The 20,985-nt window shown below is 59.5% G+C and carries 21 protein-coding genes; 14 read left to right on the top strand and 7 right to left on the bottom strand.

Translation table 11 applies throughout. The features are described from left to right. The first annotated feature begins 131 nt into the window (after positions 1-131). A complete protein-coding gene (ibpB, locus tag P349_RS02185; protein ID WP_024907389.1) occupies positions 132-560 on the top strand; it encodes a small heat shock chaperone IbpB in 429 nt (142 codons plus the stop codon). A gap of 165 nt (positions 561-725) precedes the next feature. After that, positions 726-2,387: a putative transporter gene (locus P349_RS02190; protein WP_024907388.1), complete on the top strand. Its 1,662-nt coding sequence runs from the start codon at positions 726-728 to the stop codon at positions 2,385-2,387. Here P349_RS02190 and P349_RS02195 read toward each other — a convergent pair. Continuing rightward, positions 2,355-3,101 carry a GntR family transcriptional regulator gene (locus tag P349_RS02195; RefSeq protein WP_024907387.1) on the bottom strand — a complete coding sequence of 249 codons (747 nt, stop codon included), beginning with the start codon at positions 3,099-3,101 and terminating at the stop codon, positions 2,355-2,357. The genes P349_RS02190 and P349_RS02195 overlap by 33 nt on opposite strands. 221 nt (positions 3,102-3,322) lie before the next feature. Between P349_RS02195 and P349_RS02200 the strand changes: the two genes are divergently transcribed. The 4 genes from P349_RS02200 (at position 3,323) to P349_RS02215 (ending at position 7,041) form a co-directional block, all read left to right on the top strand. Continuing rightward, a complete protein-coding gene (locus P349_RS02200; RefSeq protein ID WP_024907386.1) occupies positions 3,323-4,945 on the top strand; it encodes an alpha-glucoside-specific PTS transporter subunit IIBC in 1,623 nt (540 codons plus the stop codon). Further along, entirely contained in the window at positions 4,942-6,264 is a 1,323-nt protein-coding gene (locus tag P349_RS02205) for a 6-phospho-alpha-glucosidase (RefSeq protein ID WP_032648560.1), read from the top strand. Before P349_RS02200 ends, P349_RS02205 begins: the two co-directional genes overlap by 4 nt. Positions 6,265-6,356: 92 nt before the next feature. Next, positions 6,357-6,704, top strand: coding sequence for a YidH family protein (locus P349_RS02210; RefSeq protein WP_032648558.1), 348 nt, complete (start codon positions 6,357-6,359; stop codon positions 6,702-6,704). Continuing rightward, entirely contained in the window at positions 6,694-7,041 is a 348-nt protein-coding gene (locus P349_RS02215; protein ID WP_023326377.1) for a DUF202 domain-containing protein, read from the top strand. Before P349_RS02210 ends, P349_RS02215 begins: the two co-directional genes overlap by 11 nt. Positions 7,042-7,073: 32 nt before the next feature. Here P349_RS02215 and dsdA read toward each other — a convergent pair whose 3' ends face one another. Both dsdA and dsdX read right to left on the bottom strand, forming a co-directional pair. Continuing rightward, complete coding sequence (gene dsdA, locus P349_RS0124680) at positions 7,074-8,360, bottom strand: D-serine ammonia-lyase (RefSeq protein WP_032648556.1); 1,287 nt, start codon at positions 8,358-8,360, stop codon at positions 7,074-7,076. A 17-nt stretch (positions 8,361-8,377) separates the two neighbouring features. After that, a complete protein-coding gene (dsdX, locus tag P349_RS02220) occupies positions 8,378-9,715 on the bottom strand; it encodes a D-serine transporter DsdX (RefSeq protein ID WP_032648554.1) in 1,338 nt (445 codons plus the stop codon). Between the two features lie 204 nt (positions 9,716-9,919). Between dsdX and dsdC the strand changes: the two genes are divergently transcribed. Next, positions 9,920-10,846, top strand: coding sequence for a DNA-binding transcriptional regulator DsdC (gene dsdC, locus P349_RS02225; protein WP_024907380.1), 927 nt, complete (start codon positions 9,920-9,922; stop codon positions 10,844-10,846). Positions 10,847-10,930: 84 nt separating this feature from the next. After that, on the top strand, positions 10,931-12,019 hold the full coding sequence (locus tag P349_RS02230; RefSeq protein ID WP_032648552.1) for a cellulase family glycosylhydrolase: 1,089 nt from the start codon (positions 10,931-10,933) through the stop codon (positions 12,017-12,019). Here the strand turns inward: P349_RS02230 and emrD are convergent. The 4 genes from emrD to tisB all read right to left on the bottom strand — a co-directional run bounded on the left by emrD (position 11,922) and on the right by tisB (position 14,778). After that, positions 11,922-13,106 (bottom strand): multidrug efflux MFS transporter EmrD, encoded by a 1,185-nt coding sequence (gene emrD, locus P349_RS02235; protein ID WP_032648550.1) that lies wholly within the window; start codon positions 13,104-13,106, stop codon positions 11,922-11,924. The two genes, P349_RS02230 and emrD, sit on opposite strands and share 98 nt — an antisense overlap. Before the next feature lie 175 nt (positions 13,107-13,281). Continuing rightward, a complete protein-coding gene (locus P349_RS02240) occupies positions 13,282-14,115 on the bottom strand; it encodes an EamA family transporter (RefSeq protein WP_032648548.1) in 834 nt (277 codons plus the stop codon). A gap of 62 nt (positions 14,116-14,177) precedes the next feature. Then, on the bottom strand, positions 14,178-14,624 hold the full coding sequence (locus P349_RS02245) for a GNAT family N-acetyltransferase (protein ID WP_024907376.1): 447 nt from the start codon (positions 14,622-14,624) through the stop codon (positions 14,178-14,180). Between the two features lie 64 nt (positions 14,625-14,688). After that, the gene (gene tisB / locus P349_RS25785; protein WP_071995334.1) at positions 14,689-14,778 is read right to left on the bottom strand and encodes a type I toxin-antitoxin system toxin TisB; all 90 of its coding nucleotides are present in this window, start codon (positions 14,776-14,778) and stop codon (positions 14,689-14,691) included. 521 nt (positions 14,779-15,299) lie between these two features. Here tisB and ivbL point away from each other — a divergent pair. The 6 genes from ivbL (at position 15,300) to P349_RS02270 (ending at position 20,965) form a co-directional block, all read left to right on the top strand. Continuing rightward, positions 15,300-15,398: an ilvB operon leader peptide IvbL gene (ivbL, locus tag P349_RS26485; protein ID WP_057979964.1), complete on the top strand. Its 99-nt coding sequence runs from the start codon at positions 15,300-15,302 to the stop codon at positions 15,396-15,398. 106 nt (positions 15,399-15,504) lie between these two features. Further along, on the top strand, positions 15,505-17,193 hold the full coding sequence (gene ilvB / locus P349_RS02250; RefSeq protein ID WP_032648544.1) for an acetolactate synthase large subunit: 1,689 nt from the start codon (positions 15,505-15,507) through the stop codon (positions 17,191-17,193). A gap of 3 nt (positions 17,194-17,196) precedes the next feature. Beyond that, on the top strand, positions 17,197-17,484 hold the full coding sequence (ilvN, locus tag P349_RS02255) for an acetolactate synthase small subunit (protein WP_010426528.1): 288 nt from the start codon (positions 17,197-17,199) through the stop codon (positions 17,482-17,484). Between the two features lie 82 nt (positions 17,485-17,566). After that, positions 17,567-18,160: a transcriptional regulator UhpA gene (uhpA, locus tag P349_RS02260; protein ID WP_024907372.1), complete on the top strand. Its 594-nt coding sequence runs from the start codon at positions 17,567-17,569 to the stop codon at positions 18,158-18,160. After that, a complete protein-coding gene (gene uhpB, locus P349_RS02265; RefSeq protein WP_032648542.1) occupies positions 18,157-19,662 on the top strand; it encodes a signal transduction histidine-protein kinase/phosphatase UhpB in 1,506 nt (501 codons plus the stop codon). The genes uhpA and uhpB overlap by 4 nt, the downstream gene beginning before the upstream one ends. Continuing rightward, the gene (locus P349_RS02270; RefSeq protein ID WP_032648539.1) at positions 19,655-20,965 is read left to right on the top strand and encodes an MFS transporter; all 1,311 of its coding nucleotides are present in this window, start codon (positions 19,655-19,657) and stop codon (positions 20,963-20,965) included. Before uhpB ends, P349_RS02270 begins: the two co-directional genes overlap by 8 nt. The last annotated feature ends 20 nt before the right edge of the window (positions 20,966-20,985 follow it).

Genomic DNA, 20,985 nt, shown 5'->3' with positions numbered 1-20,985 from the left:
CGGGTCGCGCGAGCGGCCCACCCAGAATTGCTTGCCGTAACGGGAGCATATGCGAATCCATCAGGATTTGCAGGAACAACTGCGCACAAAATTAAACTGTGCCGAACTCGCTTCTCAGAAGGAGATTTAGTATGCGTAACTACGATTTATCCCCCCTGCTGCGTCAGTGGATTGGTTTTGACAAACTGGCTAATGCCCTGCAAAACACCGCTGAGCAACAGACGTTCCCGCCGTACAACATCGAAAAAAGCGACGATAACCACTATCGTATCACCCTGGCGCTGGCTGGCTTCCGTCAGGAGGATCTGGATATCCAGCTCGAAGGCACGCGTCTGACCGTAAAAGGTACGCCGGAGAAACAAGAGACCGAGACCAAATGGTTGCATCAGGGGCTGGTTAATCAGCCGTTTAGCCTGAGCTTTACCCTGGCAGACCATATGGAGGTGTCCGGCGCCACGTTTACCAACGGGCTGCTGCATATTGACCTGACCCGCAACGTGCCGGAAACCATCCCGCCGCAGCGTATCGCCATTAGCGACCGGCCGGCGTTAAACAGTTAACAGTGTGCGGGTTGATGCCCTCACCCCGGCCCTCTCCCACAGGGAGAGGGTGAAAATATAACGCCCTGCCCCGGCAGGGCTTTTTTGTGCGCCATCGCCCATACAACCGCCCACGGCTCTGAGAGAATCCTTAGCATAACTAAGGTTATGCCAAGGAAGTGGATCATGAGTGATATCGCGTTAACCGTCAGCGTGTTGGCCCTGGTCGCTGTTGTTGGCCTGTGGATAGGGAATATTAAAATCCGCGGCGTCGGGTTTGGGATAGGCGGGGTGCTGTTTGGCGGCATTTTTGTCGGCCACTTCGCCGACCAGCTCGGGCTGGTGCTGAGCGCCGAGATGCTCCACTTTACTCAGGAGTTCGGCCTGATCCTCTTCGTCTATACCATCGGGATTCAGGTGGGGCCGGGGTTTTTCGCCTCACTTCGGGTTTCCGGATTGCGGCTCAACCTGTTTGCCCTCGGCATTGTGGTGATGGGCGGGCTGGTCACCGCCATTCTGCATAAAATCTTTGCTATCCCGCTGCCCGTGGTGCTGGGCATTTTCTCCGGGGCGGTCACCAACACGCCCGCGCTCGGTGCCGGACAGCAAATCCTGCGCGATTTGGGCATCGAACCCGGCATCGTCGACCAGATGGGGATGAGCTACGCCATGGCCTATCCGTTTGGCATTTGCGGCATTCTGCTCTCCATGTGGCTGGTCCGCGTCCTGTTTCGCATTAACGTTGATAAAGAGGCGAAAGACCACGAAACCACGCTCACCAACGGCCATATGCCGATTAAAACCATCAATATTCGGGTCGATAACCCCAACCTGAACAATATGGCGATTCAGGACGTACCGATCCTGAACAGCGCCAATATCATCTGCTCGCGCCTTAAGCGCGACGATATGCTGATGGTGCCCGCGCCTGGCACCATCATTCAGCAGGGCGATCTGCTGCACCTGGTCGGCCAGCCCGGCGATTTAAACAACGCGCGGCTGGTGATTGGTCAGGAAGTGGATACCTCTCTCTCAACCCGTGGTACCGATATGCGCGTGGAACGCGTTGTGGTGACTAACGAGCACGTTCTTGGTAAGAAAATACGCGATCTGCAGGTAAAAGAGCGCTACGACGTGGTGATCTCCCGTCTCAACCGTGCGGGCGTTGAACTGGTCGCCAGCCCGGAGGCCAGCCTGCAGTTCGGGGATATCCTCAACCTGGTTGGGCGCCCGTCGTCCATCGACGCCGTCGCGGATATGGTGGGTAACGCCCAGCAAAAACTGCAGCAGGTGCAGATGCTGCCGGTGTTTATCGGTATCGGGCTTGGCGTACTCCTTGGCTCCATCCCGCTGTACGTGCCGGGCTTCCCGGTGGCGCTCAAGCTGGGCCTGGCGGGCGGGCCGCTGATTATGGCGCTGATCCTCGGGCGTATCGGCTGCATCGGTAAGCTCTACTGGTTTATGCCGCCGAGCGCCAACCTGGCGCTGCGCGAGCTGGGCATCGTGCTGTTCCTGGCGGTGGTCGGGCTGAAGTCCGGCGGGGATTTTGTCGATACGCTGATCAAGGGCGAAGGGATGAGCTGGGTCGGCTATGGCATCTTTATCACGGCGATTCCGTTGCTGACGGTGGGCATACTGGCGCGGATGTTCGCCAAAATGAACTACCTGACGCTGTGCGGCATGCTGGCGGGCTCCATGACCGATCCGCCCGCGCTGGCCTTTGCCAACAACCTGCACGCCACCAGCGGCGCGGCCGCGCTCTCCTATGCCACCGTCTACCCGCTGGTGATGTTCCTGCGCATCATTACGCCGCAGCTACTGGCGGTGCTGTTCTGGGGGATGGGCTAGCAGGTCGTCCGGGTGGATGCGCCGCAGATGGTAGTCCACCTGGTAATCGCTGGTATTTCGGAACATCACGGAATAATTGAGGAACTCGCCGCTGTCGCTGTAGGAAAGGGACGTAATGCGCAGCAGCGGCGTCTGTTCCGGCAGGTTCATATAACCGGCCAGCGTTTTATCTGCCAGCACCGGCGTCAGGCTCTCGTAGTTCCCGCTGATGGTGATCCCGCACTCCTTCTCGATGTAATCAAACTTAGACCCCTCAAGATGCGCCAGCGACAGATTGCGGAACAGCTTCACCGGCATAAAGCTGTCCTCCAGCATCAGCGGTTTACCATCCACGTAGCGCACCCGTCGGGAAAAGTAGATCCGCTCATCCACCTGAATCCGCAGCTGGCTGGCGATGGCGGGCGGGGCGGGCATCACTTCGAACTGCAGCACCTTGCTCTGCACCTCTTTTCCCTGCTGGCGCAGCACCTCCACCAGCCCGGTCAGGTTGGTGGTTTCGTGGTGAACGTCTTTACGCGACACAAACGTGCCGCTGCCGTGCCGCCGCTCAACCAGCCCCCAGCTCACCAGCAGATCCAGCGCCTTGCGGATGGTCATTCGCGCCACACCGAACTCCTGCGCCAGCGCTTTTTCGCCGGGCAGCGGGCTGCCGATGTTGTAGTCCGACGAATTCAGCCGCAACCGCAATCTGTCGGCAATAGATTTGTAGATCACTGGTAGACCTCTCTGCCCTTATCAGGGCGTGGATGGCGTCCTGACATGTCTATATTTACCGCAAAAAGTAGACCTGATTGGTCAAAATAAAACCATGAATGCGATCACGAATCGCAGCGGCACGCCATGTTCGCGCATCAGTAAGTTCTTATGCTCACCTCAGGCCAGCAAAAAACCATAAAGGCCTCTACCCCTACAGGTTGTTTCATGAGGATTTAAAAATGCTCAGTCAAATACAACGTTTTGGCGGTGCCATGTTTACCCCGGTGTTGCTGTTTCCGTTCGCCGGGATCGTGGTGGGAATCGCCATCATGCTTCGCAACCCGCTGTTTGTCGGCGAAGCCTTAACCGCCCCCGATCATCTTTTCGCGCAGATTGTTCACATCATTGAAGAGGGCGGCTGGGCGGTGTTTCGCAATATGCCGCTGATTTTTGCCGTCGGCCTGCCGATTGGCCTGGCGAAGCAGGCCCAGGGCCGCGCCTGTCTGGCGGTGCTGATTAGCTTCCTGACCTGGAACTACTTCATCAACGCGATGGGGATGACCTGGGGCCACTTCTTCGGCGTCGACTTCTCCGCCGAACCGACGGCGGGAAGCGGGCTGGCGATGATTGCCGGCATCAAAACGCTCGATACCAGCATCATCGGCGCTATCGTGATTTCAGGCATCGTCACCGCCATCCACAACCGCTATTTTGACAAGCCGCTGCCGGTGTTTCTGGGGATTTTCCAGGGCAGCTCGTTTGTCGTTATCCTCGCATTCTTCGTAATGATCCCCTGCGCCTGGCTGACGCTGCTGGGCTGGCCGAAAGTGCAGATGGGCATTGAGTCCCTGCAGGCGTTCCTGCGCTCTGCCGGGGCGCTGGGCGTGTGGGTCTATACCTTCCTGGAACGCATTCTGATCCCAACCGGATTGCACCACTTCGTCTACGGTCCGTTCATCTTCGGCCCGGCGGCGGTTGAGGGTGGGATTCAGGTCTACTGGGCGCAGCACCTGCAGGAATTCAGCCAGAGCACCCTGCCGCTGAAAACTCTCTTCCCGGAAGGCGGCTTCGCTCTGCACGGTAACTCAAAAGTGTTTGGTTCGGTCGGGATTGCGCTGGCGATCTGGTACACCGCGTCGCCGGAAAACCGCGTCAAGGTCGCGGGGCTGCTGGTCCCGGCCACGCTCACCGCCGTGCTGGTGGGCATTACTGAACCGCTCGAATTCACCTTCCTGTTTATCTCGCCGCTGCTGTTTGCCGTTCACGCCGTGCTGGCGGCGACCATGGCGACGGTGATGTACACCTTTGGCGTGGTCGGGAACATGGGCGGCGGCCTGCTGGATCAGTTCCTGCCGCAAAACTGGATCCCGATGTTCCATAACCACGCCGCGACGGTCTTCACCCAGATCGGCATTGGCGTCTGCTTCACCGGAATTTACTTCGTGGTCTTCAAAACGCTGATTGCGCGCCTGAACCTGAAAACGCCGGGCCGGGAGGAGAGCGAAATCAAGCTCTACAGCAAGGCCGACTATAAGGCGGCGCGTGGGCAAACCACAGCTCCGGCTGCGGCCAGCCAGCAGGTCGGGCAGGCCGCCGGATTCCTGCAGGCGCTGGGCGGTGCGGCCAACATCGAAAGCATCAACAACTGCGCCACCCGCCTGCGCATCGCCCTGGTCGATATGGCGAAAACGCAAAGCGATGACGTCTTCAAAGCCCTCGGCGCCCACGGCGTGGTGCGACGCGGCAACGGCATTCAGGTAATTGTCGGCCTGCACGTTCCTCAGGTGCGCGACCAGCTGGAATCGCTGATGAAAACCCCCTTAACAAATGAACAAACCACCCTGACAGAGGCTATATCATGAAAAAATTCTCAGTTGTCATTGCAGGCGGCGGCAGCACCTTTACGCCTGGTATCGTCCTGATGTTGTTAGCCAACCGTGACCGTTTCCCGCTGCGCGCCCTGAAGTTCTATGACAACGACGGCGCGCGTCAGGAGACCATCGCCGAAGCGTGCAAAATTATCCTTAAGGAACAGGCTCCGGAGATTGAGTTCAGCTACACCACCGATCCGAAAGCGGCGTTTAGCGATGTCGATTTCGTGATGGCGCATATCCGCGTGGGTAAATACCCGATGCGCGAAAAAGATGAAAAAATCCCGCTGCGCCACGGCGTGCTGGGTCAGGAAACCTGCGGCCCGGGTGGGATTTCCTACGGCATGCGCTCTATCGGCGGCGTGCTGGAGCTGGTGGATTATATGGAGCAGTACTCTCCGAACGCATGGATGCTGAACTACTCCAACCCGGCGGCGATTGTCGCGGAAGCCACGCGCCGCCTGCGTCCGAACGCCAAAATCCTCAACATCTGCGATATGCCGATCGGCATTGAAGGGCGCATGGCGCAGATCGTCGGCCTGAAGGACCGCAAAGAGATGCGCGTGCGCTACTACGGCCTGAACCACTTCGGCTGGTGGACGTCGATTGAAGATCTGAACGGCAACGATTTGATGCCGAAACTGCGCGAATACGTGGCGAAAAAGGGCTATGTTCCGCCTTCAGAAGATGCGCATACCGAAGCGAGCTGGAACGATACGTTCGCTAAAGCAAAAGACGTGCAGGCGCTGGATCCGGACACCATGCCGAACACCTACCTGAAGTATTACCTGTTCCCGGACTACGTGGTCGCGCATTCCAACCCGGAACGCACCCGCGCCAATGAGGTCATGGATCACCGTGAGAAGCACGTGTTCAGTTCCTGCCGGGCGATTATCGAGGCGGGTAAATCCTCTGCCGGTGAGCTGGAAATCGACGAACATGCGTCGTACATCGTCGATCTGGCGACCGCCATTGCCTTTAACACCCAGGAGCGGATGCTGCTGATTGTGCCCAACAACGGGGCCATCCATAACTTTGATGCCGACGCGATGGTGGAGATCCCGTGCCTGGTGGGCCATAACGGGCCGGAGCCGCTTACGGTGGGCGATATTCCGCACTTCCAGAAAGGGCTGATGAGCCAGCAGGTGGCGGTGGAAAAACTGGTGGTGGATGCCTGGGAACAGCGCTCGTACCAGAAACTCTGGCAGGCGATTACCCTGTCAAAAACCGTGCCGAGCGCGTCCGTCGCGAAGGCGATTCTGGATGACCTGATCGAGGCCAATAAGGGGTTCTGGCCAGAGCTGCACTGATCGTCCTGACCGGCATCGCCCGATGCCGGTCTCCTTGTCCTTGTCGATTTACGCTATGCTGAAGCCTGCCCGTAGCACGACAAGGAACCTTCATGAAAATTTCCCGCCTCGGCGAAGCGCCGGACTACCGCTTCTCGCTGGCTAATGAACGCACGTTTTTAGCGTGGATCCGCACCGCGCTGGGATTCCTTGCCGCCGGGGTGGGGCTCGACCAGCTCGCGCCTGATTTCGCCACCCCGCTGATTCGCGAGGTGCTGGCGCTGCTGCTGTGCCTGTTCGCGGGCGTGCTGGCAATTTACGGCTACCTGCGCTGGCTGCGCAATGAGAAGGCGATGCGTCTGAAGCAGGATCTGCCCTATACCCGCGGGCTGCTTATCATCAGCGGGATTTTGCTGGCGGTGGCGGGTGTGGTGATGGTGCTGGTGTTCTATGGCGGATAGCCGCAAAGCGCGACGCGAAGCGGACCCCGGCCTGCAGCCGGAGCGGACGTCACTCGCCTGGCTGCGCACGCTGCTGGGGTATGGTGCGCTGATTGCCCTGGCGATTAAGCACAACTGGCACCGCACCGGGGTGCCGTTCTGGATCTCGCTTGTTGTGCTGGCGCTGGTGGCGATCGTTTTATGGCGCTATACCCGCAGTCGTAACCTGATGGACGTGGCAAAAGAGGATGTTGTGCAGCCGAAGGCGGTGCGGGATAAGTTCCTGATCGCCCTGGCCGTGCTGTCTCTGTCACTGCTGTTTGCGGTAACCCACATTCAACAAATTTTGCAGTTGTAGGCCGGGTAAGGCGCAGCCGCCACCCGGCATAATTACTTCCCTTTCGCCAGATACTTCGCCATCTCGTCTTCCGGCACCATGCCGCCGCCGGTCGCCCACACCAGGTGGGTAACGCTGGCATCTGAAGGCACGCGCAGCGGCCCGGCCATGCCCGCCAGCGCGGACGGTTCCAGCCGAATGCCTTCCTCCTGCGCCAGCCAGCCGAGCATGTCGTACATGCTTTGGTCGGAAAGGGTGTAGAACCCGTCGAGCAGGCGCTCCATCGCGCGGCCCACGAAGCCGGAGGCGCGTCCTACCGCCAGCCCGTCCGCTGCCGTGACGTTATCAATGCCCAGATCCTGCACCGCAATCTCATCGTGCAGGCCGGTGTAGACGCCCAGCAGCATGCACGGGGAGTGCGTGGGCTCCGCGAAGAAGCAGTGGACGTTATCGCCAAAGGCCAACTTCAGGCCAAACGCCACGCCGCCAGGGCCGCCGCCGACGCCGCACGGCAGATAGACGTACAGGGGACGATCCGCATCCACCACGCGGCCCTGTGCGGCAAATTGCGCCTTCAGTCGCTCGCCTGCCACCGCGTAGCCCAGGAACAGGGTGCGGGAGTTTTCATCGTCAATGAAGAAACAGTTCGGATCGCTTTCTGCCGCCTTGCGTCCCTGCTCCACCGCCACGCCGTAATCCTGCTCATATTCCACGACGATGACGCCGTGGCTGCGCAGTTTGGCTTTCTTCCACTCGCGGGCGTCGGCGGACATATGTACCGTCACCTTAAAACCGATGCGTGCGCTCATAATGCCGATGGACATCCCGAGGTTGCCGGTTGAACCTACCGCAATGCTGTACTGGCTGAAGAAGTCCTTAAAGCGCGGCTCCAGCAGGATGCTGTAGTCGTCTTCAACGCTCAGCAACCCGGCTTCCAGCGCCAGTTTTTCCGCGTGGGTCAGCACCTCATAGATACCGCCGCGCGCTTTAATCGAGCCGGAAATCGGTAGATGGCTGTCTTTTTTCAGCAGCAGGGTGCCGGGAATAGACTTAGCAGATTCTTTCTCCAGCCGCGCCTGCATTGCCGGGATCGCGACCAGCTCGGATTCGATAATCCCGCCCGTGGCGGCCGTCTCCGGGAATGCTTTCGCCAGATACGGCGCGAAGCGTTTCAGGCGAGCGTGCGCGTCGTCCACATCGGCTTTAGTCAGCCCGACATAGGGCAGTCCTTCCGCCAGCGTGGTGGTACGCGGGTTAAGCCAGGTGGTTTCTTTCAGGGCAATCAGATCCTCAACCAGAGGAAACTGTGCGGTTAAAGTAGTGATAGTTGCGTTTTCCATAATACGTCTCTTCGCGCTCAGATAATGAAGGAAAGCAGGAATGTGCTGCCAAGTGCAAGCACCGAGGCGATAAACGTCGCCGTCGTATAGTATTTGAAGGTCTCATTCAGGGTCGCGCCGCAGTATTGCTTCACCAGCCAGAAGAGGGAATCGGTCACGATCGTGCAGCCAATGGCGCCGGAACCGATGGCAATGGTGATGATCTCCGGGCTGACGTTCGGGTAGAGCGGCAGCATCGGCGCGACTATCGCCGTTGCCCCCATCATCGCGACCGTGGCGGAGCCGACAGCGGCATGCAGCACCAGCGCCACCAGCCAGGCAAGCAGGATAGGATGCATGTGCAGGTTCGAGAGAATATGCGCCAGTGAGTCCGCCAGTCCGCTGGTTTTCAGGATGGCGTTAAACGCGCCGCCCGCGCCGATAATCAGCAAAATGTTGGCGATAGAGCCGAAGCCGTGCTCGGTATGGGTCAGCATCGTGCCCATGCCCATATGCTGGCGGATCCCCAGCAGGTAGTAGGCGACAAACACGGCGATAAACATCGCGGTGATCGGGTTGCCGATAAACTCCAGCAGCGTATACAGCGTGCCTTCTTTTGCCATATTCAGCTCGGCGATGGTTTTCACCAGCATCAGGGCAATCGGCAGCAGTACCGTGAACAGCGTGGCGCCCAGCGACGGCAGGGTGTGCTCTTCCCGCACCTTCAGGTCTGAAAATTCCGCCGGAACCGGTTTAAACGGCAGACGATTGCCGAGCAGTTTCAGGAACAGCGGGCCGCCGACCAGCGAGGCCATCAGGCCTACCATCAAACCGTAGACAATGACCGTCCCGACGTCCGCACCTAATTTATTGGTCACAAACAGGGCTGCAGGATGCGGCGGCACCACGCAGTGCACCGCCATCAGCGCGGTACAGAGCGGAATAGCCAGCTTGAGCAGCGACGTGTGGGTCTTTTTGGCGATGGAAAACGCCAGCGGGATGAGCAGGACCACGCCCACTTCCACGAACAGCGTGATACCGCAGATCAGGCCCACCAGCACCATAATCACGTCTGCTGACAGCCAGCGGCAGCGTTGCAGTGCGATCCCGATGCGCTCTGCCGCGCCGGAGACTTCCATCATCTTGCCGAGAATGGTGCCCAGACCGATCACCGCCGCCAGGAAGCCCAGCGTGCCGCCAATCCCGCTCTCAATGGCGTTCACCATATCCAGCGGGCTCATCCCCATCATCGTGCCGACGAAAAAGCTCGCCAGCAGCAGCGCGAGGAACGGGTGAAACTTCAGTTTTACGATGGTTAAAACAATCAACACAATGCTGACCAGCAGCGTTGCCACAACCCAGACCTGAGATCCCATATCTCACCTCACCCTTATGTCATCTGAGGGTATTGGACGAAAAATCGGCGTGGGCTGACAAACGATATAAATTGGCGTTCAGGTGAGCCAGATTGGATCAACTGAGTGACTGCGCTCTAAAAAGCGCGCTTAATTCGTATTAGGTTCACATAAATTCACCCTTAAACGGTATGCTGAGCGCAGCAACCACGCGTGAGAATTGTGATGACCGATGCAAATGAAGCCAGAAACCGGCTGTTAAATGGCTGGCAGCTGTCGAAAATGTACACCTTTGAAGTGGCCGCCCGGCATGAGTCCTTCGCGCTGGCGGCGGAGGAACTGTCGCTTAGCCCCAGCGCGGTGAGCCACCGCATCAACCTGCTGGAAGAGGAACTGGGCATTCAGCTGTTCGTCCGCTCGCACCGTAAAGTCGAGCTGACGCAGGAGGGAAAGCGCGTCTACTGGACGCTAAAATCATCCCTCGACACCCTGAATCAGGAGATCCTGGATATCAAAAACCAGGCGCTGTCCGGTACGCTGACGGTCTACTCCCGGCCGTCGATCGCCCAGTGCTGGCTGGTGCCCATGCTGGGTGATTTTACCCGCCGCTATCCATCGATTTCGCTCACCATCCTGACCGGCAATGATTACGTCAATATGCAGCGAACGGGTATCGATCTGGCGCTTTATTTCGACGATACGCCGCCTAACCATCTCTCTCATCACTTCCTGATGGACGAGGAAATTTTGCCCGTCTGTTCACCACAATATGCCCGTGAGCATGAACTGTTGAAAAACCCCGATAACCTCAGCCACTGCACGCTGCTGCATGACCGTCAGGCCTGGAGCAATGATTCCGGTACGGATGAGTGGCTGAGCTGGGCGCAGCACTTTGCGGTGAACATGCCGCCATCATCTGGTATTGGTTTCGATCGTTCTGATTTGGCGATTATTGCGGCCATCAACCACGTTGGCGTCGCGATGGGGAGAAAGCGGCTTGTGCAGAAACGGCTGGAACGAGGCGAGCTGATCGCCCCGTTTGGCGAAAAGACCCTGAAATGCCATCAGCACTACTATATTTCGACGCTTTCTGGCCGTCAGTGGCCGAAAATTGACGCCTTTATCGGCTGGCTGAGAGAACTGGCAGGTTGAAGAATTATTACGCTTTCGCTCTACACCAAATATGAAAAAGCGTGCTAAATACAGGTAATGCTTTCGATTTATCCAGGGTAAACCGTGTTAAAGCCTTTTATTGTCTCTGCATTACTGATCTCTTCCGGCTGGGCGATTGCCGCTGAGCCGCCGCTGACGGCTGCCCATTATGCGCAGCAGCTTGGCGTCGGGATGGATGTGGACTGGGCGCGCACCGAGCGCGGCATACGCGAATTCGACCCGCTGGTGGTTCGCGATTTTCGTGCAAAAGGCATTACTCACGTGCGCATCCGCGTGGCCGATGAGCCGACGGAAGCGCGGCTGATTCACCTGCGCAAGCTGGTGGAAGCCTGCGAGCAGTATGGCGTGATCCCGATAATCGCTTATCAGGCTGATGAATATAAAAACGACCCAAAAGCCGACAACGAAAAAGAGACGATCAACTGGTGGATTGCCGTTGCGCACTATTTCGGTCAGAGCTACCCGCTGCTGGGTTTTGATCTCATTTATGAGCCAGCCGACAAGCTTAACCACAACCTCGCGTCGCTAAACCGAGTGTATGAAAAAACCATTAAAGCGATCCACGACATGGACCCGCAGCGCATGATCTTTATTGCGCCGCGCCTGCGTGCCGCACCGGAGGATTTATCCAGCCTGAAGCTGCCTGCGCACAGCCAGAACTACCTGCTGGCGGAGTGGCATATTTTCCCGTGGGGGCCGCTGAAAAATAGCGGTAAATACCCGTGGACGTCCGGCACGGCGGCGGAGAAAGCGGCTATCCATAACCGCATCAACGCCGCGCTGCACTGGCAGCAAAAAACCGGGCACGTTAGCTGGGTCGGGGGCTGGGGCGTGGGAGAATCAAGCCGCTTTACGCCAACCGCTTCGCAGCTGGCCTTCGCCACCTTTATGGCCTGCGAGCTGCAAAAGGCGAAAATCCCGTATGCGCTTAACGCGGATTTCCAGTTTTATGACGGAGAAGAGGGCGCCTGGCGGCCAGCGCCAGAGCCGTTATTGCAGGCGATGATCGCCCCTGTCTGTGAAAAGCCCGGCGAGAAGCCGGGCCATCATGCGGTTAAACCGGCTGCTCGTGATGCGGGACACGCGACGCCAGCGGCAGCCAGCACAGTAAAATCAGCAGCCCCATCAGCGTCATCAGCAGGCCCAAACTAGCCTGCCCGGTCTGCGGCATCATCGCCGAGAGCCAGGCCAGCGCGCCGGAGCCGATATTCTGCAAGCCGCCCACCAGTGCGCCAGCCGTACCTGCAAGGAACGGGAACGGCTCCATCGCGCCGCTGGTGGCGAGCGGGAACAGCATCCCCGCGCCGAAGAAGAACAGCGCTGCCGGGATGAGCAGCGTCCAGACCGACATCACGTCAAACAGCCCCGGGATCCACATCATCAGACCCGCCAGCAGACAGCTGATCACCGACTGCCACATCAGGGTGGAGAAGCGCTTGTTTGGTCGCCCGGCAAACCACGCGCCGAAGAATGCCGCCGGGATCGGCAGAATAAACAGAATACTCACGACCATACTGCTCAGTCCAAGACCAGCCCCGAGCAGCACGCCGGAACAGGCTTCGAACACCGCAATGCCCGCCAGGCCGCCGATCAGCATCAGCAGATAGCAGGTAAACGCGCCGTTGCCGAACAGCGTTTTATAGCTGGTGATAAGCTTCGTGCGCGGCGCGTCCTGCGGGCGCGTTTCGGGCATCCAGCGCGCCATGCTGAAGGTGACAATCACGCAGAGCACCAGCAGGAAGGCGTAGCAGGCGCGCCAGGACCACATCGTGTCCAGCAGGCCGCCGATCAGCGGGGCCAGCAGCGGGCTGACCAGAATACCCATGTTTAACAGGCTGTTGGCATGGCGCAGCTGGGTACCCTGATACATATCGCGCGGTAAGGTACGCGCCATCACCCCGCCGACGCCGGTGCCGACGCCCTGCAGGGCGCTGGCGGCAATCAATACGGTCAGGCTGTGGGTGGTAATGGCAATTACCGTCGCCACCATGAAAATGCTCATGCCCACCAGGATCACCGGGCGACGCCCGACGCGGTCGGACAGCGGGCCGTAGAAGAGCTGCGAAACGCCATAGGTCAGCAGATAGGCTGCCATTACGCTCTGTACTGCGCCCTCGCGGACGTTTAATTCCTTTGCCATGTCGGCAATCGCCGGAATGTAGATGGTTTGCGCCATCTGACCGACGGCCACCAGTAACACCAGCATCAACAATAAGTTAACGTTCCGTTGCTTTTTCATGTCGCTGAATACTTTTGCCAAAAGAGAAAAATGAAGAATAAGTGACTGCGCATTCCCATAAATGCGCGAGGAATCTACCACAGAGAGATGACAATTTAAGCATTGTCTTGGTGAATGAAAAAACCGGCAAAGGCAGGATTTGTAAACAAGAACGGCAACTAATGTTGCCAGTGCTTTACGCCAGGCGCAGCAGAATGGCGCCGCCGGCAATGCCCAGCGCCGCCGCGATGCGCAGGCCCGCAACCTTCTCTTTTAAAAGCAAAAAAGCGATCAGCGCGCCAAAGAGTATGGAGGTTTCCCGCAGAGCCGCGACCACCGCCAGCGGTGCCTGCGTCATTGCCCACAGCGCCAGACCATATGAGCCCATCGTGCCAACGCCGCCGAGCAACCCCTTTTTCCAGTGCAGACGCAGGTAGCCGGACGCCTCGCGCCGACGCGCCACCATCGCCCAGCTCAGCAGGCAGAAACCGTTCATAAAGAAGGTCCATAGCGTATAGCCCAGCGCGGTGTCCGACAGCCGTACGCCGGTGCCGTCCACCAGCGTATATCCGGCAATAAAACAGGCGTTCAGCAGCGCCAGCCAGATCCCTTTCCGCGACTGCGTGCGCCCGTTCATCGCCATCGCCAGAATCGACAGGCAAATTACCCCGATCCCGGACCAGGCGAGCCACGAAAGGCTATCGCCGAGCGCCAGCACGCTGATCAGCGCCACCAGCAGCGGGGCGGTGCCGCGCATCAGCGGGTAGGTCTGGCTCATGTCGGAGACCTGATAGGTTTTCGCTACCAGCACGGTGTACACCACCTGCAAGGCGCAGGAAACAATCAAAAACGGCCAGCTTGCGGCAGAGGGCTGTGGAGAAAACGGCAGTAAGACCAGAGCGATAACCGTGGCGGAGCCGCTGACGCTTATGGCGGAATAGAGCTTGTCCGTTCCGGCCTTAACGATGGCGTTCCAGCTGGCATGCAGCAGTGCGGCGAACAGCAAAATGCAGAAAACGGTGATGGTCATGGCGTATCGGGCGGTGAATTGTCACTCAACTGTAACATTCACACCCTGATGCTGCCAGCCGCTTACACCGCACAAAAAAGGCGGTGCGTCACCCGCGGTTCGTCCGAGACCAGCGTAAAACCTGCGCGGCGATAAAACCCATAGGCAGCGTCCGGCGCATGGGTATTGAGGAAATCAAACCAGATGCTGGCATCGGCCATCACGACGGTTAAAAGCTGCTTGCCAATGCCCAGCCCGCGGCACTTCTCGCTGACGTAGAGATGGCGAATACGTCCGGCGCGCGGCTGCTGGCTGAACGGATCGCGGTTGAGGCCGCACACGCCGACCAGCTTGCCGTTGAGAAACGCACCCAGCAGCTTTTCACCCGGTGCGTTAAAGCGGTTCTCACCACGCTGCCAGTTCTCTTCCAGCCTGCGCAGCATGTTGAAATTCAATGCGATACTTTCCGCCTTCAGGGCGATATACCCCGGCTCATCCGGTGTGACAGGCTCAATCAACAGACGCGACATAGCATTCCCTCGTTATTAAAGAGGGGCGGTTGCCCGCCCCTCTCAGGTGCGACTTGAACCTGAATTACCGAAGGAATTTCAGGAAAGCATCAAGCAGTTGCAGTACAGCAACAATGAGTTTGAGGATAAGTATCACCATATCCACTACGCTCATACGCGTCTCCTTTTGGTTAAAAGGAGCACGATGCTGGCGTACCTTTCCGCCGCCTGTTGCCAGCACCTGGATTGACGTAACACAGTGTGCTCACTTCAGGGGTTAAGGCACTGACGGCACCACCCGTTTCAGCCAGGACTTCGTTGCGCCGGTAGAACTGCGGCCCCCTCGCTCACTGCGAACACCCTCAGTATAGATAAATACTGTATGTATGAACAGTATTTTTTGGACAAAAATCGAAAGGCGATCCATACTCAAAAACGTCAAAATCCGTGCCGGAATTGCGCGTTCGTCTTCGATCGCGTATACTTTTTGCGTTGACGTAACACAGTGTGTTCTGCGGCAACCAACCGCAAAACCCTGATAAAAACCTCGCTTAGGCGGGGTTTTTTGTTTTCACCACCCAACAAACGAAACGTGATCCCTGACGCATTTTTGTGCAGATGAAAATATTTCCATTGTCACGCCCGAAAACCTGTGTTTGTATAAATTCAATCAATGAATCCAAACACAGGTCCCCAATGACTTCATCCATCTTCACTTCGACTCTACTAAAAACTGCGCAACCAGCCGCAGTGGTCGTCGTGCGTGTGGTGGTGGTCGTCGGCAATGCGCCGTAGGGACTGGATCAACACACGAATCCAAAACCCCGCCGGCGCAAACCGGGCGGGGTTTTTCGTTTAAGAGCCTCCCCGGAAAGTCGGCCCAGAAGAAAAGGACTGGAGCATGGCAAGTTCGGGCACAACATCCAACAAGACGCGTTTTACTGGCGCGCAGCTGATCGTTCATCTGCTGGAGCGACAGGGCATCACCACGGTTGCGGGCATCCCCGGCGGCACGGTGCTGCCGCTGTACGATGCGTTAAGCCAAAGCACGCAGATCCGCCACGTCCTGGCACGCCACGAGCAGGGGGCAGGCTTTATCGCTCAGGGCATGGCGCGTACCCAGGGTAAACCGGCGGTCTGTATGGCCTGCAGCGGGCCGGGCGCAACCAACCTGGTGACCGCCATCGCCGACGCGCGCCTCGACTCCATTCCGCTGATCTGCATTACCGGCCAGGTGCCTTCCTCGATGATCGGTACCGATGCGTTCCAGGAAGTGGATACCTACGGCATCTCTATCCCCATCACCAAACATAACTATTTAGTTCGCGATATCAGCGAACTTCCTCAGGTTATCAGCGATGCGTTCCGCATTGCGCAGTCCGGCCGCCCGGGCCCGGTGTGGATAGACATTCCTAAGGATGTCCAGACCGCAGAGATCGAGATCGACGTGCTGCCGGAGCCGGGCGACCGTGCCCCTGCGCCAGCATTCAGCGCTGAGAGCGTGCGCGATGCTGCCGCCATGATCAACGCCGCTAAACGTCCGGTGCTCTATCTGGGCGGCGGGGCGATTAACGCTGCGGATGAAATCCGTGAGTTTGCGGAAAAAGCCAACCTGCCGACCACCATGACCCTGATGGCGCTGGGCATGCTGCCAAAAGCGCACCCGCTGTCCCTGGGGATGCTGGGCATGCACGGCGCGCGCAGCACCAACTACATCCTGCAAGAGGCGGATTTGCTGATTGTTATGGGCGCGCGTTTTGATGACCGGGCGATTGGCAAAACCGAGCAGTTCTGCCCGAACGCGAAAATCATTCACGTGGATATCGACCGCGCCGAGCTGGGTAAAATCAAGCAGCCGCACGTGGCGATTCAGGGCGACGTGGCCGAAGTGCTGGCGCAGCTGATCCCGCAGACGGACGCAACCGACCGCGCCGACTGGCGTCAGCTGGTGGCCGATCTGCAGCGCGAGTTCCCGGGCGCCATCCCAACCGAAGGCGACCCGCTGAGCCACTATGGTCTTATCAACGCCGTTGCCGCCTGCGTGGACGACAGTGCGATTATCACCACCGACGTGGGTCAGCATCAGATGTGGACCGCCCAGGCCTACCCGCTGAACCGTCCGCGCCAGTGGCTGACCTCCGGCGGCCTCGGCACCATGGGCTTTGGTCTGCCTGCGGCAGTCGGCGCAGCGCTGGCGAATCCGGACCGCAAGGTCATCTGCTTCTCCGGCGACGGCAGCCTGATGATGAACATTCAGGAGATGGCGACCGCGGCCGAAAACCAGTTAGACGTGAAAATTATCCTGATGAACAACGAAGCGCTGGGTCTGGTGCATCAGCAGCAGAGCCTGTTCTACAAGCAGGGCGTGTTTGCGGCGACCTATCCGGGGATGATTAACTTTATACAGATTGCCGCCGGCTTTGGCCTGCACACCTGCGATCTGAACGCGGAAGAGGATGCCCACGCGGCGCTGCAGGCGGCGATTTCTCGCCCTGGCCCGGCGCTGATCCACGTGCGTATCGACCCTGAACAAAAAGTGTATCCGATGGTGCCGCCGGGTGCGGCAAATACTGAGATGGTGGGAGAATAAGCCATGCAGAAACAACATGATAACGTCATTCTGGAACTCACCGTCCGCAACCACCCTGGCGTCATGACCCACGTCTGCGGGCTGTTTGCCCGCCGGGCGTTTAACGTGGAAGGCATTCTCTGTCTGCCGATTCAGGGCAGCGAGCACAGCCGCATCTGGCTACTGGTCAACGATGACCAGCGTCTGGAGCAGATGATGGCGCAGATCGACAAGCTGGAAGACGTGACCAAAGTGGCGCGTAACCAGTCCGATCCCACCATGTTTAACAAAATTGCGGTGTTTTTCGAATAGATCGCTTAAGGTAAGCGTCTTTCGCTCTTGTAGGCCGGATAAGCGCAGCGCCATCCGGCGTTTTCAGACCGCAGGAAGACACATGACCACCATCGCCCTTATCGACGACCACCTTATCGTCCGCTCTGGCTTTGCCCAGCTTCTCAACCTCGAACCGGATTTCCAGGTCGTGGCCGAGTTTGGCTCCGGTCGCGAGGCGCTGGCGGGCCTGCCGGGGCGCGGGGTGCAGGTCTGTATCTGCGACATCTCGATGCCGGATCTCTCCGGGCTGGAGCTGTTAAGCCAGCTGCCGAAAGGGATGTCGACGATTATGCTCTCGGTCCACGACAGCCCGGCGCTGGTCGAGCAGGCACTCAACGCGGGGGCGCGCGGGTTCCTCTCCAAACGCTGTAGCCCGGACGAGCTGATTGCCGCCGTGCGCACCGTCTCCACCGGCGGCTGCTATTTAACGCCGGATATCGCCATCAAGCTGGCGGCCGGACGTCAGGATCCGCTCACCAGACGCGAGCGCCAGGTTGCGGAAAAACTCGCGCAGGGAATGTCGGTAAAAGAGATTGCCGCCGAGCTGGAACTGTCCCCGAAAACCGTACACGTTCACCGCGCCAACCTGATGGAAAAACTTAACGTCAGCAACGACGTCGAGCTGGCGCGCCGTATGTTCGACAGTTGGCAATGAGTCCCGTCTTTTCGCGGCTGATCGCCGTCGTTGCCAGCTTTTTTATCTTCTCCGCCGCGTGGTTCTGCTTATGGAGCATCAGCCTGCACCTGGTGGAACGCCCCGAACTGGCGGTGCTGCTGTTTCCCTTCGGCCTGCGACTGGGGCTCATGCTCCAGTGCCCGCGCGGATACTGGCCGGTTTTGCTGGGCGCGGAGTGGCTGCTGCTGGTCTGGCTGGCGCAGGAAGTCGCTCTGGCGCACCTGCCATTATTGATGACCGGAAGCCTGCTCACGCTGCTCCCTGTTGCCCTCATTTCCCGCTACCGTCACCAGCGCGACTGGCGCACGCTGCTGCGACAGGGGGCGGCGCTGATTGCCGCCGCGCTGCTGCAGTCCCTGCCGTGGGCGGGTGATAAGGAGATGCTCAACGCGCTGCTGCTGACCCTGACCGGCGGCCTGACCCTCGCGCCGACCTGCCTCGTCATCTGGCATTACCTCACCAGTACCGTCTGGCAGCCGCTCGGCCCGGCGCTGGTTTCCCAGCCGGTGAACTGGCGCGCCCGGCACCTCATCTGGTATCTGCTGCTGTTCGTGGTGAGCCTGTGGCTTCAGCTGGGTTTACCTGCCGAGCTTTCACGCTTTACCCCATTTTGCCTTGCGCTGCCGATTATCGCCCTGGCCTGGCACTACGGCTGGCAGGGGGCGCTGATCGCCACCCTAATGAACGCCATCGCGCTGATTGCCAGCCAGACCTGGCACGACCATCCGGTGGACCTGCTGCTTTCCCTGCTGGCCCAGAGCCTGACCGGGCTGCTGCTCGGCGCGGGCATTCAGCGCCTGCGCGAGCTGAACCAGTCCCTGCAAACCGAGCTGGCGCGCAACCGGCGTCTGGCTGAACGCCTGCTGGAGACCGAAGAGAGCGTGCGGCAGGAGGTCGCCCGCGAGCTGCACGATGATATCGGCCAGACGATCACCGCCATCCGCACCCAGGCGGGCATTGTCCAGCGTCTGGCGGCGGAAAACGCGGGCGTGAAGCAGGGCGGAGCGCATATCGAGCAGCTTTCGCTGGGCGTGTATGACTCGGTGCGACGCCTCCTCGGCAGGCTGCGTCCGCGCCAGCTCGACGACCTGTCGCTGGAGCAGGCGGTGCGTTCCCTGATGCGCGAGATGGAGCTGGAAAGCCGCGGCATTGTCAGCCATCTCGACTGGCGAATTAACGAATCTGTCCTGAGCGAAGGCCAGCGCGTGACGCTGTTCCGCGTCTGTCAGGAGGGGCTGAACAATATCGTCAAACACGCCAGTGCCAGCGCGGTCACGATCCAGGGCTGGCAGCAGGACGAGCGCCTGATGCTGGTAATTGAAGACGACGGCTGCGGCTTGCCGCCGGGCTCCGGCCAGCAGGGCTTTGGCCTGGCGGGCATGCGCGAGCGCGTGAAGGCGCTCGGCGGCACGCTGAACCTCTCCTGCACCCACGGGACGCGCGTCAGCGTCAGCCTGCCGCTAAGGAGCCACCATGTTTAAGACCCCCGCGAACGCCGCACCGATAGGTGACAAAGCGGAAATCGACGCCCGCTACCGCTACTGGCGTCGCCATATTCTGATCGCTATCTGGCTCGGCTACGCGCTCTTCTACTTTACCCGCAAAAGCTTCAACGCCGCCGCGCCGGAGATCCTCGCCAGCGGCGTGATGACGCGCACCGATATCGGCCTGCTGGCGACGCTGTTTTACATCACCTACGGCCTGTCGAAGTTCTTCTCCGGCATCGTCAGCGACCGCTCCAACGCACGCTATTTTATGGGCGTTGGGCTGATCGCCACCGGCGTGGTGAACATTCTGTTTGGCTTCTCCACGTCGCTCTGGGCCTTCGCCCTGCTGTGGGCGCTGAACGCCTTCTTCCAGGGCTGGGGTGCGCCGGTCTGCGCCCGCCTGCTTACCGCCTGGTATTCGCGCAACGAGCGCGGCGGCTGGTGGGCAATCTGGAACACCGCGCATAATGTCGGCGGGGCGCTGATCCCGATGGTGGTGGGTGCCGCAGCGTTGCGCTACGGCTGGCGCGCGGGGATGATGATTGCCGGCGGGCTTGCCATTCTCGCCGGGCTGTTCCTCTGCTGGCGCCTGCGCGACAGGCCGCAAACCGTTGGCTTGCCCGCGGTGGGCGACTGGCGGCACGACGAGATGGAAATGGCGCAACAGCAGGAGGGGGCGGGGCTGACGCGCAAAGAGATCCTCACCAAATATGTGCTGAAAAACCCGTATATCTGGCTGCTGTCGCTCTGCTACGTACTGGTTTACGTGGTGCGTGCGGCCATCAACGACTGGGGCAATCTGTACATGTCCGAGACGCTCGGCGTGGACCTGGTGACCGCCAACTCGGCGGTGACGATGTTCGAACTGGGCGGGTTTATCGGCGCGCTGGTGGCGGGCTGGGGCTCGGACAAGCTGTTCAACGGCAACCGCGGCCCGATGAACTTGATATTCGCCGCCGGGATTTTGCTCTCCGTTGGCTCGCTGTGGCTGATGCCGTTTGCCAGCTACGTGATGCAGGCGGCGTGCTTCTTCACCACCGGCTTCTTCGTGTTCGGCCCACAGATGCTGATCGGCATGGCGGCGGCGGAGTGTTCCCACAAAGAGGCGGCAGGTGCTGCGACGGGCTTTGTGGGGCTGTTTGCCTACCTTGGCGCATCGCTCTCCGGCTGGCCGCTGGCGCGGGTGATCGACATCTGGCACTGGAGCGGTTTCTTCGCGGTGATCGCCATCGCGGCGGGGATCTCCGCCCTGCTGCTGCTGCCGTTTTTGAACGCGCAGGCGCCGCGCGAAGCGTGACGCGCCTCACCTTTTGCTGC

Origin of the sequence: Enterobacter sp. DC4, assembly GCF_000568095.1 — a bacterium.
Lineage (GTDB): Bacteria > Pseudomonadota > Gammaproteobacteria > Enterobacterales > Enterobacteriaceae > Enterobacter > Enterobacter pseudoroggenkampii.
The sequence above is the reverse complement of the archived record's forward strand: the minus strand, read 5'-3'. Positions and strand labels throughout refer to the sequence as shown.